9 protein-coding genes and 2 pseudogenes are annotated in these 12612 nt (G+C 56.6%); 2 read left to right on the forward strand and 9 right to left on the reverse strand.

What is annotated here, in order from left to right:
* Nucleotides 1-93 precede the first annotated feature (93 nt).
* Together ACE04F_RS03140 and ACE04F_RS03145 are read left to right on the forward strand one after the other, a co-directional pair.
* Nucleotides 94-810 (forward strand): annotated as a pseudogene (locus ACE04F_RS03140) (PAS domain-containing protein); the annotation flags it as partial.
* 102 nt (nucleotides 811-912) lie between these two features.
* Nucleotides 913-1350, forward strand: a pseudogene (locus tag ACE04F_RS03145) (methyl-accepting chemotaxis protein); the annotation flags it as partial.
* A gap of 30 nt (nucleotides 1351-1380) precedes the next feature.
* Here the strand turns inward: ACE04F_RS03145 and ACE04F_RS03150 are convergent.
* From ACE04F_RS03150 to peaA, 9 genes are all read right to left on the reverse strand, one after another.
* Nucleotides 1381-1758, reverse strand: a complete 378-nt coding sequence (locus ACE04F_RS03150) for a response regulator (RefSeq protein WP_486104779.1) — start codon at nucleotides 1756-1758, stop codon at nucleotides 1381-1383.
* Nucleotides 1759-1784: 26 nt separating this feature from the next.
* On the reverse strand, nucleotides 1785-3224 hold the full coding sequence (locus ACE04F_RS03155; RefSeq protein ID WP_486104781.1) for an ATPase domain-containing protein: 1440 nt from the start codon (nucleotides 3222-3224) through the stop codon (nucleotides 1785-1787).
* A gap of 218 nt (nucleotides 3225-3442) precedes the next feature.
* Nucleotides 3443-3793, reverse strand: coding sequence for a hypothetical protein (locus tag ACE04F_RS03160; protein ID WP_486104783.1), 351 nt, complete (start codon nucleotides 3791-3793; stop codon nucleotides 3443-3445).
* Between the two features lie 74 nt (nucleotides 3794-3867).
* Nucleotides 3868-5520 carry a RopAA-2 gene (locus ACE04F_RS03165; RefSeq protein WP_486104785.1) on the reverse strand — a complete coding sequence of 551 codons (1653 nt, stop codon included), beginning with the start codon at nucleotides 5518-5520 and terminating at the stop codon, nucleotides 3868-3870.
* A gap of 199 nt (nucleotides 5521-5719) precedes the next feature.
* Nucleotides 5720-7408: an AMP-binding protein gene (locus ACE04F_RS03170; RefSeq protein ID WP_486104787.1), complete on the reverse strand. Its 1689-nt coding sequence runs from the start codon at nucleotides 7406-7408 to the stop codon at nucleotides 5720-5722.
* 80 nt (nucleotides 7409-7488) lie between these two features.
* Nucleotides 7489-8607 carry a quinohemoprotein amine dehydrogenase subunit beta gene (peaD, locus tag ACE04F_RS03175; RefSeq protein ID WP_486104789.1) on the reverse strand — a complete coding sequence of 373 codons (1119 nt, stop codon included), beginning with the start codon at nucleotides 8605-8607 and terminating at the stop codon, nucleotides 7489-7491.
* 24 nt (nucleotides 8608-8631) lie between these two features.
* The gene (qhpC, locus tag ACE04F_RS03180) at nucleotides 8632-8955 is read right to left on the reverse strand and encodes a quinohemoprotein amine dehydrogenase subunit gamma (RefSeq protein ID WP_486104791.1); all 324 of its coding nucleotides are present in this window, start codon (nucleotides 8953-8955) and stop codon (nucleotides 8632-8634) included.
* Between the two features lies 1 nt (nucleotide 8956).
* Nucleotides 8957-10387, reverse strand: a complete 1431-nt coding sequence (gene peaB, locus ACE04F_RS03185; protein ID WP_486104793.1) for a quinohemoprotein amine dehydrogenase maturation protein — start codon at nucleotides 10385-10387, stop codon at nucleotides 8957-8959.
* An 80-nt stretch (nucleotides 10388-10467) separates the two neighbouring features.
* Nucleotides 10468-12048, reverse strand: a complete 1581-nt coding sequence (gene peaA / locus ACE04F_RS03190) for a quinohemoprotein amine dehydrogenase subunit alpha (RefSeq protein WP_486104795.1) — start codon at nucleotides 12046-12048, stop codon at nucleotides 10468-10470.
* Between the last annotated feature and the right edge of the window lie 564 nt (nucleotides 12049-12612).

The raw sequence follows: 12612 nt of genomic DNA on the forward strand, positions 1-12612 counted from the left end.
ATAAGCTGGAAACGCAAGTCATCTCTCAAGGGACTGAAAATGTTTAATAGCCATCTCAAACAAGAATTACAAGAAGCAAACAAACGATTAGCCATGCATGAGCAGTTACTCACTGGCTTGAATGATGAGACGCTGGCTTTCACCGTCAATGAAAATTTTGAAATCGTAGACGCCAACTCAAAGTTTCTCAGCGTGTTGGGATATGACAGCACTTCAATCAAACGCCCTTTAAGCGAAATCGTTCCGAGCTATGTAGTGAACCTTCCTTGCTACCACAATCTACGCGAGGCAGTGGGCAAAGGCCATTCTGTAAGCGACAACTATCGTTATCTCCACGTTGATGGCAGCCTGGTTTGGTTATGGGGACTTTGGCAGCCCGTAAAAGATAATTCCGGGCACCTCCTGAGCATCAGGTTTTTTGGCAGGGACATCACCGCATCAATGAACCTGGCCCGAGAAAACGAAGCCCTTATAAAGGCGCTTTCCCGCTCCACTGCAATCATCGAATTCGACCCTAACGGCATCATACTCACCGCGAATCCGCCCTTCCTCCAGACGGTGGGTTACACCCTTGAGCAAATCAAAGGCAAGCACCACCGCTTATTTTGCGAGCATCAGGAGGCGTCTTCGCCTGAATACGCCGCCTTTTGGGACACATTGAACAGAGGGGAGTTTGTCGCCGGGCGATTCAAGAGGATTGATAGTCATGGACGCACCATTTGGCTCGAAGCTTCCTATAATCCGGTCTACGACGCTCAGGACAAGCTATACAAATTCGTTAAATTCGCCACCGTTATTACTGATCAGGTCGACAGGGAATCTGAGGTTAACGAAGCAGCGAGTATTGCCTATGACATATCGCAGAATACTGACTCTAAAGCCCAGGAAGGCGCATTGGTTGTTCAGCAGGCGGTGAATATAATGCGCCAGATATCTGTCGAAATGCAGTCTGTGTCACTGAGCATGGAAGATCTCGGAAAGCAATCACACCTGATCAGCTCAATAGTCCAGACGATAGGTAGCATCGCCCAACAGACCAATCTCCTGGCCCTTAATGCTGCCATTGAAGCTGCCAGGGCTGGTGAGCAAGGACGCGGATTTGCAGTGGTGGCAGATGAGGTGCGGCAATTGGCAGGCCGCACCAGTGCCGCTACTGAAGAAATCGTCAGCGTCGTAAGCAAGAACCAGGACCTGGTCAATAAAGCCGTACAGGACATGGCGGGTAGCAAGCATCAAGCAGAGCAAGGTTTAGTACTTGCCAACCAGGCAGGCTCGGTTATCGTCGAAATCCAGGAAGGAGCAAAGCAGGTTTTAAGCGCTGTTGAACGTTTTGCTAGCCAATTGAAATAAGGACCTAACGGCCAGTGTCGGTGGCGCCAGTCACATCACACCGAAGTCCTCTGCAGCCAAGAGCTTTTTTACCTCTGCGATGATGGCGCCTATCTCGAATGGCTTTGGCACGACTGCGTCAAACAAGTCCGACCTTTGCATTCCTATGTGCGCCTGGGCACCGCTCATCAGGATGATTGGCAAATGATTGACGGACGCAAGCCTTCGCACAGCGGTGGCGAACTCCAAGCCATCCATGACGGGCATCATGAAGTCAGTAATGATCAGCGCCGGACGCTCCCTTTCGAGAACTTCGAGTCCCTTCCGACCGTTGCTGGCTTTTACGACCATGAAGCCTTCATCCTCCAGCGCGAAGCTGAGAATGTCAGCGATCAGATACTCGTCGTCGACGACCAGGATGGTGGTCATGTTAATTTTTCAACCTGCTCAAAGACTTATGAAATCGAACCAGGCAAGGACTCAGTTGCAACTGAAGGTTCATTCCTCGAAGCCTTTTTCAGGAAAACATCTTGATCACGAATCACCACCTCGAATCGCGAGGGGTCATAGGAGCTATCTCGTACTTTAAGAATGGAAAGTGTCCTACTTAGTTCAGCGCGATTCTCAAAGAAACGCATCAGCATCAGGTTATCGACGATGCTTGACAGGTCGGAGTTAGGTGCGCTGACCTCAGAACCGAACAGGTCGCGCATTTCCCAGGATGCAAATACCGTAACGCCCCTGGAGCGCAGCTCATTCATCAGCGCACTGTAGAAGTCGGTAATCCGTCCCGGATTTGTCGAAACGCGTGTCATCCCGCTCAGGCTGTCGATGAACAGGCGTTTGATACCCTTCTCCTTGACGATGCTCAGCAATCTTGAGCCGAGTCCATCCAGCAGCCCTTCGGTGGTGGGCTGCCAGACAATGCTCAACGCGCCGCTCTCTTCCATGGCTTCGATGTCGATGCCCAATGAGGAGCCTTTCAGGCGCAGCCGCTGTGGGCTTTCATAGAATCCGAAATGCAAACCTGGAGCATCTGGTCTGGACTTGGCGAGGAATTTCAGACCCAGCGTGGTTTTGCCGATCCCGGAAGGCCCTATGACCAGAGACACACTGGAGCTGTGTAGCCCTCCGCCCAATATTTCGTCCAGCGAATCGATACCACTGGCGATGCGCGTCATGTCTGCACTGTCGGAAGAGGATGGGCGGCTGTACAGGCTCTCCAGACGCGGATAGACAACCAAGCCGTTATCAGTGATTTCACATTCGTGAAGACCGGTCAATGCGCTGCTGCCTCGCGTCTTGCGCAGTTGTATACGCCGCACGGAACGGGTGCCGAACAGCTCCTCGCCCATTTCGATAACACCATCGACCATCGTGTGCTCTGGGCTACCATCGTCAAGCCGCGAGCTGGTGAGGAACAGCACGGTACAGCCGGCGAACGCTGCATGGCCTTGCAGTTCCAGAATGAATTTCTTGGTGTCGATAGGCGAATCGGCTTTGGAGCGCGCATTGAGCAATCCGTCGACGACCATGACGGTAGCCTTCTGCCGACTGATCTCACGCCGAAGCAGTTTTACCACCTCATCCAGACCTTCGTTTTCCAACGTATCGAAGGCGCTGACGAACTGGATTTCAGCGCCAACTTTCGATGAGTCGAAAAAGCTCAGGGTAGAGAGGAACTGAAAGAGACGGTCATGCGACTCGGCCAGCAGTGTGGCAACTAAAACACGGCCTCCATTACGCACGTGATGGAATCCAAGCTGGTTGGCGAGGATGGTCTTGCCCGAGCCTGGACGGCCTTGGATTATGTATGAAGCACCCGCGACCAGCCCTCCGTTAAGCAGAGCGTCGAGCCCTTCGATTCCGCTTTGAAGGCGTTTTAGCTTTTCCACAGTGTGACCCTGATCTAAAAAAACAGGCTTTTAAGCCGGATGAATGAAATGCTAACGCCAATTCGAATTCGAGGCCATTCAGGTTAAGTAGAAAGTTGACGTGGAAGATCGTTCGCTTTGGGTTGTAAGTAATCATCCAAGGCGGGTGCCTAGGGACCACCCAAGGTCGGCGTAGGGTCGCTCGGAACAAGCCGCCGGGATCGGAAACACTTTGCGCATCAGCTGGCGGCGAGCCGCCGATAGATCGCGTGCGCGCCCCAGGACAGCAGCATTGCCGGGATCGAAAGTAAAATGCAGTACAAAACGCCAACCGCCAGCAGCGGCCCCGTTTCAGATGTCATCATCACACAGGGAATCTGCCCGAACATCACGATCGGGCCAGCCAGCCACCTGCGCTTTGGCAACAGCAGACCAAGGGTCAATGTCAGCGCCAGGGACGCAGGATATAGGACAGCCCAATAACATTGGGCGTCCCATGGCTCATTGACTCCGGCCGACCATGACGCCGCCAGCCAAAAACTCACACTGACGACGCAAGCAACGATCGTCGCCAACCACATGTTTTTCAATGACGTCCTCTCTTTCCGTTGCCCTGCATCAGATCCTCACCCGGCTCGCACATCGGCACGCCATGGAAAGGCTGCTACACGATATCACCATCATCCTGAGCAGGCGGACGCGCGGGCGCTGAGGACGATGTCTGGGCCTGCGCACCTGCGAGCGGCTGCATCGGTATGCTTTGACCTTGGGCGGCCTGGCTTTGCGAAGGGGCCGTGGCGCGTTGCCGCAGGGCACCAATGCTTTTGTTCCAGGCCGATTGAGAGGTGGTGCCGATGGCGCTGGCAACGCTGATGACTCCATCTCCTGTCGCTTGAGCTGCACTTTTGGTGTGGTTGGTGGCTGAAACAGCCGTCTCTTTGGCGAGCCTGGCGCCGGCGAGCGAGGTCTTGAGTGCAAGCTCACCGCCCTTGACCGCCACTCTGCCAGCTGCATCTGCGCCCTTTTCTACTGCTTTTGGTACATGGGCATCGACAGCAGCGGTGGCTTTTTTCGGCACCGATCCTCCTAGCGAGGCGCCAGCTGCCCACAGCCCGAAAGCCAGGGTACCCAGTACGTTTTTTACACCCTCCGAGGCTGCGGTGGCCGCCATTTTTCCCAGCTCGTTAGACTTCGCCAAGTTGGCTGTGGCGGCTGTGGCCGCGCCCATTGCAGAAAAGCCGCCAATCAGCAGACCATTTCCTGCAACACTGACCGGGTCGAGTATCTCTTTCAAGGCATCGCCGCTGATGACCGCATTCAGCGCCGTAGCCGCGCCTTCACCAAGCCGCGCGGAAACCATCTTGACCAAGGCCGAGGCATCGAGATCCTTTAGCGTTTCGAAGTCATCCAGCCATTCGGTATCTTGATCGATAGGCTTGTGAGGCTGCCCTGGCGCTACAGCATCTCGACGACCGTAGAGCATTGCAGGATCAGCTAAATGGTTAGTGCGATCGCGGCTAACGTTGTAGTGCTCAATGGCGATACCCACGATGATAGCCGTGACCGGTCGCAGAGCCGGTTGCAGGATTGCATCCAGGTTCTCTCTGCCAGCAGCCGTCATCGCAAGCGTTGACGCGTACATTGCAGTATTACGTACTGCAAATCCGGTAAGCCACTTATTGGCTTCGTCGAAAGCATTACGCAAGGGACCTTTGTCCAACGCCAGTAACTTCTCCGCCACCGATGCTTGAAGCGACGGGTGCAGCGTATCGCTCTCGGGTTTAAGGTAGTAACCAGGTTTGAAACCAGCGATCGTCTTGTTGCCGGCAGCATCCGCCATACCGGCATACAAGCATGACATAGCGTTCTCTATAGCCGCTTGGCGTACTGTATTGGCATGCGTGCCCGATACCTGAAGGATCGACGGCTGGAAATTACCTGCCTCGGTAAGTACCGCAAAGGGCGTCCCCCCCATCCCTGACTTTATTGACGCAAACAACCTGTCGGCTCTGGCCGCGTTCTTTTCCGCCTTCTCCATGTCATGGACGTTATATCCCCCCGCCTCTAACCGTTGAGCACGGTCATCGCGAATGGCATTCAGCTCCGCGTTGCGGGCGCTTGAAGCAGGGGCAGCTGGTTCAGCGGAGCCAGCCTCTTTCTCAAGGTGAGCCTCGAAATGGTTTTGAAGCCGCGTGCGCATCGCTGCCCCTGTAGAGCTGAGGCTAGGAGATTGAGAGACCTGCGGTGTTGCTTCCTGCTGTATCTCATCAGGTACGCGAGTCAGCTCGCGGCTTGCACCTACATTAATCGTATCCATGGCATTTCCTCTTGGTATCGGCAGGTAGAAGAATGCGAATGACTCCGGTATGAGCGGTGACATCCTTACACCTGAGTGACCGTGCCGGAAAAAGCGTTCCAAAGGATCTGATAAAAATCTGGACCACGGCTTCGTTATGCGCCAGCACATCCCAGTAGCGGTCCATGATGCAGGCGGCTTAATCGAGGAAATTAACCGACTATAAGAAATCGCCTTTTGGCGCTCCCAGCTCCTCTACGCTGATTTCACGCATGCGGAATTTCTGCACCTTGCCGCTGACGGTCATCGGAAAATCGTCAACGAACTTGAAATGGCGTGGCGTCTTGAAGTGGGCGATCCGGCCTTTGCAGTAATCGCGCAGCTCGTCGGCATTTGCCTGGTGCCCCTCATGCAACCTGACCCAAGCGACGATTTCTTCTCCATAAACTGGGTCCGGAACGCCGATCACCTGTACGTCCGCCACTGAAGGATGAGTGAAGAAAAACTCCTCGATTTCACGCGGGTAGACGTTCTCTCCACCACGAATGATCATGTCTTTATTGCGCCCGATGATTCTCAGATAACCCTCGTCATCCATGATTGCCAAGTCGCCGGTGTGCATCCAGCGTGCCTCATCGATGGCTTCTGCAGTCGCTTGCGGGTTGTTCCAATAGCCCAACATCACGCTGTAGCCTCGGGTACACAGTTCGCCGATCTGACCGCGCGGAACGATTCGGTTTTGCTCATCGACGACCTTGCTTTCCAGATGCGGTTGGGTGCGGCCGACACGGGTGACGCGGTGCTCAATATCGTCGTCCGGGCCGGTCTGGGTGGAGACCGGACTGGTTTCGGTCATGCCGTAGGCGATCTGCATCTCCTTGAGGTGCAGGTCGTCGATCACCCGCTTCATGACTTCGATCGGGCAGGTGGAGCCGGCCATGATGCCCGTTCGTAGATGGCTCAAATCCAATGATTGACGCTCCGGGTGCTCGAGCATCGCAATGAACATCGTTGGCACGCCATACATGCCGGTCGCTTTCTCCTGTGCGGCGGCCCGCAGGGTCTCCAGGGGATCGAAGGCTGCACTGGGGTAGATCATTGTCGTTCCGTGGGTGACACAACCCAGATTGCCCATGACCATGCCGAAGCAGTGATACAGCGGCACAGGTATCACTAACCTGTCGCGCTCGCTGAGCTTCAGGCTTTCACCGACCATAAAACCATTGTTCAGGATGTTGTAGTGACTGAGGGTGGCACCTTTGGGAAATCCAGTGGTACCTGAGGTGTACTGGATGTTGACCGGGTCGTCGAACTGCAGTTGCTCACCGCATTGCCGCAACTGCTCCGCAGACACTTGTTCAGCCAGGTCCAGCAGTCCCGTCCATAACAACATACCGCCAACCGGCTTGTCGCCGAGGCTGATCACGCCACGCAACTCAGGCAACCGACGGCTTTCAAGTGCGCCCATCGCGCAGCGTTCAAGTTCGGGCAGCAGATCGTGAAGCATCGCGTGATAGTTGGAAGTCTTGAACGAGTCGGCGCATATCAGCCAGCGACACCCCGATTGCTTGAGCGTGTACTCAAGCTCGGTCAAACGGTAGGCCGGGTTGATGTTCACCAACACCGCGCCCACCTTGGCAGTGGCGAACTGGGCGATGCACCATTGCGCGCAGTTCGGCGACCAGATACCCACCCGTTCACCGGTCTTGAGCCCTAATGCGAGCAACCCTCGCGCGCAACTGTCCACCTCCTCGGCCAACTGTGCCCAGGTGTAGCGCAGCCCTTGGTGCCGTACGACCAAAGCTTCGCGATCGGTGAACCGTTCCACCGCTCGGTCGAACGCCGTGCCAATGGTCATCGCCAACAAGGGTGTGGTTTGCGGTCCACTGGTGTAACTGGGAACACTCATATCGATACTCTCTGTACGATCCAGGGGTGGGCCAGGGGTTACCCCGCTGGCGCCCTTGTTGAATGGTTGCCGTGTTTGCTTTATCGGGTGAATATTTGCGCCGTGGTAATCGCCATGTCCCCGCCGGGCAACTTGATGTTGCCGATCTGCTTCAAACTGTCGGCATCAAACACCGCTACGTCGTTGAAGGTACCCGCCAGGTAAATCTTGCTGCCGGCCTTGTTGAATGAAATGCAGTAATAGGAATGATCCAGCGTAGCGGCCTGAAGCAGTTTTTTCTGCTTGATGTCGTACTTGGCCAGCCGGTTGAGCACGCCGAACATCAGGTTCGGGTCTTTGGGCGAGCGCATGCCACTGAAGTAAATTTCGGTCAGGGGGCCGAAGTCGGTGGTTTCGGTCTTGCCGGTTTTCAGGTCGATGCTGAACAGCCCATAGAGGTATTCGGCGGTGGCCGGGTCCTGCTTCTTGTCCTTGAATTTCGCAGCGGTGTAGAGCAGCGAAAAATCATGACGGTAGGTCTGCTGGTTCCACACATAAAGCACGTCCGGCGCGCTGTAGTTTTCACGCTTCCAATGGCGACTGGGAATCAGCACGTCGAACCTGCCGGTGTTCACGTTGACCTTGTAGACATCCGCTCCCGCCACGTACAACGTGCCGTCGTCACCGCTTTGCATGATGGTCAGCTGCCGCGGTGCCGGGAAACTGCGAACGGGTTTGGCGTCCATGCCGGCATCGGTGGCGTACACATCGAGTCGAGGTTGCTGCACCTCGTAACGATCATTGAGCATCAACGTCGGGTTGGCGATGGCGAACAGTTCCTTGCCGTCATGGCTGAGGGTAAAGGCGAACATCGACTTCGCTTTCTCCCCTGGTTTCTGGGTAATACTGGCGTGGAAGACCTGCTTGCAGTTGTCCAGTTCAACGCCGTAGATATCCGCGTAATGGTTGTTCAGCACGTAGGCGATCTTGCGATCCGGCGACAGTTGCACGGTTCCGGGACCGAAAGCGTCCGGCATCTTGCAGCTCTTGAACAGGCTGTCGTTGGCCAGGTCGATCACGTGCAGGTTGTTCGGGTAATTGGTGGTTACCATGTACTCGTGACCGCTTTGCAGCGCAGTGTTTTCATCGGCCAGAATATTGGGCGAAATCGCGCTCAGGACACCGAACGCGGCCAAGCCGCAGGCTTTGATGCATTGCATGCTGGAATCCTTTTTCATGTCCGATCACTTGTCTTTCGGAAAGACAGTCCCGAGGTTGCGCCAGTTGTCGTTGGACGCCTGGGCATCGTTGTTCCAGTCCGGGTAGGTGCTCATCATGTCCGGCACCTGGGCCGGCCACCAGCACGGGTCGGAGCAGCCATACAGATCGGCTTCCATCGGCTGGCACAACGACGACACGCCGCCAAACGCGTCGATTTCCCAACCTGGGTCAGTGGTCGAAGCGCAGCCGGCGACGGAACTCATCGCCACCACTTCTTCGATACGATTTTCGGCCGCGGCCTGATCGAGCTTCTGGGCTTTGTTGTTGATTGCCTTGAGATGTTTCATATCAGTGAGCCTTGCGCGGGGTGATGTAGCTGCTGATAAACGCAGGGTTGTGAGCCATGATCCGGGTGTAGACCTCAATGCCGAAGTCGACCCAGTCACGCATCAGTTCGCAGTAGTGATAGGTCGGATGGGTCGGGTCGCCGTATCGGGCGTAGCTTTCGTGGTAGCAGCCGCCAGAGCAGAGATTGCGGATCTGGCAGTCTTCGCAACCGGTGTTGGTACGGTCCAGGCGCTGGGACAGGAAGTCGTTCAACTCGACCTGTTTCACCCCGCTGTGAACGTTGCCGAACGTCGGCAGGCTCGAACCGGTAAAGCGATGGCACAGGTTCAATTCGCCCTTGTGATCCACCGCCAGCATCTTCAGGCCCGCACCGCAAGGCAGCGCCTTTTTGTGGCCTTCATGGATGTCGGTGATCAACTGGTGCAGGTTGGAAAAACCGATATTGCGGTGTTCCAACGCTGCTTCCAGATAACGCCGCCCGAGCTTCTTCATGTTGGCGAAGACTTCGATCAGCTCGTCGCTGGACAGGTTGAAGCTGCTGATATCACCGGACGTCACCGGAGCAAAACCGACCTCGGCAAACCCCAGTTCGTTGAACAGGTGGTCCCAGATCGTTTCGACGTCGGTGACGCCCGTGGTCAAGGTTACCCGCGCCCCCACTGGACGGCTGTTGTAACGCGACAACAGCATCTCGGCCTTGCGCCGCACCACGTCATACGTGCCCTGCCCGCCCACGGTGATGCGGTTGCGGTCGTGCACGGTTTTCGGTCCGTCGATACTCACTGACAGTCCGAAGCGGTGGGCATTCAGATAGTCGACGGTTTCTTCGGTGAGCAGCGTGGCGTTGGTGGTCATGACGAACTCGACGAACTTGCCCGCCTCGGCAAAACGCTTTTCACAATAATCGACCATATACTCGATCAGCTTGCGATTGCTCAGCGGCTCACCGCCGAAGAAGACCACGGTGAAACGCTCTTCATCCGCAGATTCGCGCAGCAGCATCTCGACCGAAGCGACCGCTGTTTCGACGTCCATCTTCTTGCCGGCCGAGGGCTTGTCGAGGTCCTCTTTGTAGCAATAGGTGCAGCTCAGATTGCAGCCGGTGTTGACGTTGAGCACCACGGTATTGATCGCCGTGCGCTCGACCCGTTTGGTAGCGATGTCCGGCGTCAGTGGCGAACCGTCGCTGACCAGTTCCAGAGAGATCAACTCACGCAGGGTTTCGGTGATTTCTTCGCCGTTGAAGCGTGCGGCCAAGCGCTGGATCAGGTCGTCCGAGGAACAGCCAGGACCGCGCAAGGTATCGATGATGGTGCCCGTCAGCTCATCGCTGGCGAACAGCGAGCTGCTGGGAATATGAAACAACATGCGGTCGGCGTCGACATGCACTTCGTGCAGATTGCGTTCGACCAGATTCAAGATAGCGCCCATTGCAAACCTCCTGTACAAGCCCGATTCACGCAGCCTGCGGTCATTCCGAAAAGTGTCTGGAACCGCTAAGAACAGCCAATTTATGGAATGGGTGGATTGTTCCAGCGCTGCACGGTGACGATCATGTGGCCTTCGCCGGTCAGGGATTTCCCTGCGTCGTCGACGGCGGCGATCACCTTGAGGTTGCCGGCATTGTTGGTGGACATCTTGCGCTGCGGGTTCGGCCCGGCATCGCCTGGGGTAAACACGCCAGTATCGGCCTGCATGGTGCCGGCAAACTTGACGTCTTCATCCTCTTTGGCGCGGTCATCGAAGGCCTCAACTGTCCATTGCGCCGGGAACACGCCGATGCGATAGGGCTTACCGTCAGCGCCCTTGCCCCAGGCTTCAGCATCGAAACGGCCCTGGACTTTCGGCGTCGAACCACCGCCCTCGCCGATCCGCGCGACCGAGAATTCGGGCACGACTTTGACTTCAGCAATCTTGCTGTAGACCGACAGTGTCGGGCCTTTCAGCGTGCCGACCGTGACGTTGCGCAGGCCCGGTTGCGCATTGGCAGCCGCCTTGAGCTTGAGCCGTAGGCGCTCGGGCGTTTGCTCCAGCACTTGGACCACCTCCACGTCTTTGCCAAAGTTCGGTTTGCCAGTGAGACCGCTGCCGATCAGGGTGACTTCGGTTTCACTGCCCGCCTTCAGATAACCTGGCTGCACCGCCAGCAAACGATTGGAACCCTGTTTCGCGGCGACGAAGTCCAGACCCCGTTCGTCGTGCTCGGCCTCGAACATCCGGCCCTGCATGGCGTCGCCCTGGGCGGCGAATACCTGCCGCATGGTCCCGCCATCGATGGCCACGTTGCCGCGCCATTCGTAACCGGTGTAGACAATCGCACTGCCGTCGCCGTTGAACGGGCTGCCGTCGGCGTACCGACCTTTGACGCTGACCTTGAATGTATCGCTGCCATCGGCGGTCACGCTCATGACGCCGGCCAGTTCGCCTTTACCCGGCAGGTGCCCGCTGAAGCTCCAGTCGCCGACCAGCGCCTCGGCTTTCGGCGCGCTGCCCTGCCATGCTTTCCAGGCCGGGTTGTCGAGCGGATAACGCTTGGCCAGCAGCGGCACCATCTCTTTGCGGGCCAGGTCGAACCAGTCGCGGTCGCGGGACAGGGCCTGGTATTCGAGGGACGGCCACTGGCCGAGGTGGAAGTTCACCAGGCGCTCCCATTCCTGGGCAGGTCGACGCTGCAGGGCAACCCGCGCACCGGAGTGACAGCGACCACACATCTGGCTGGTCTGGTCGTCGAATTTCTCGACGGTATTAAGCCGTCGCTCCAGCGCATAACGCACGCCGTCGGTTTCGCTCGGCGCCAGGCCCTGGGTGTCGGCCAGGTATTTGACCAGGCTGCGGCGGTCGTCATCGTTGATCTGCACACGGTGCATGATCTGCATCCGGGCGATGCTCATCAGCCAGCCTTCCGGGGTTTTGCGCTGGTGGCTAATACGGCTCAGGGCGTTATCGCCTTCGGGCGTGTGGCAGCCTTGGCAGGTTTCCTTGAGGATGGTCTGGGCATCGCGAGCTGCCAGGCTGTAAGGCGAATGCAGCGCCACACACGCCGCTGCGGTCAGCAGACTGACACTCAGGCCTGATCGGAGTTTTCTCTTCATCAACGTCGAACCTCGCACGGTGCTTTCTTATTTTTGTGGCTTATCGTTTTTATGGTTTCTGCCGTCGGCGACAACCCGCTGACGGAGGCAAGAGAAACGTCTGCGATAAGCAATACACGGAGCGTGCCAGCTTAACTAACCCCATCCAGATCAAATATTTACAGGAATATCCTGGCTTTTTTACGCATCTGACCGAAATGGTCTACGTCTTATATCGCGACAGCTGTAGCAGTCTGAGACAAGCATAGATGCCCCCCGGCTGGACACTTATAGCCAGCGAGGAAATTTCGCTATGAACGGGGTTTATTCGCCGTCTCATGCGTTGTCTCGATTTGCGACAGACCCGCGTCCCAACCTTCATCTTTGATCACTGGAGACTGCGTCAACAGGGCCCTATCCGTCCATTCCGGCACTTGGCACAGCCATTGCGAACCTTGGAGAAATCCACGTTTCTCACGCACAACAAGAGGTCTCATCATGCCCCTGCCTTATCTGCTCCCCGCCACCTCGGCCTTCGTCCAACGCGCCCCACGCATGCTCATCGGCGGCGACTGGGTCGAGGCC

Source organism: Pseudomonas sp. AGC41, from assembly GCF_057334555.1.

What these genes read in the sequence shown, in the direction of transcription:
- peaB (WP_486104793.1), bottom strand. Translation starts at nt 10,387, where the DNA reads ATGGGCGCTATCTTGAATCTGGTCGAACGCAATCTGCACGAAGTGCAT.
- ACE04F_RS03165 (WP_486104785.1), bottom strand. Translation starts at nt 5,520, where the DNA reads ATGGATACGATTAATGTAGGTGCAAGCCGCGAGCTGACTCGCGTACCT.
- ACE04F_RS03170 (WP_486104787.1), bottom strand. Translation starts at nt 7,408, where the DNA reads ATGAGTGTTCCCAGTTACACCAGTGGACCGCAAACCACACCCTTGTTG.
- peaA (WP_486104795.1), bottom strand. Translation starts at nt 12,048, where the DNA reads ATGAAGAGAAAACTCCGATCAGGCCTGAGTGTCAGTCTGCTGACCGCA.
- qhpC (WP_486104791.1), bottom strand. Translation starts at nt 8,955, where the DNA reads ATGAAACATCTCAAGGCAATCAACAACAAAGCCCAGAAGCTCGATCAG.
- ACE04F_RS03150 (WP_486104779.1), bottom strand. Translation starts at nt 1,758, where the DNA reads ATGACCACCATCCTGGTCGTCGACGACGAGTATCTGATCGCTGACATT.
- peaD (WP_486104789.1), bottom strand. Translation starts at nt 8,607, where the DNA reads ATGCAATGCATCAAAGCCTGCGGCTTGGCCGCGTTCGGTGTCCTGAGC.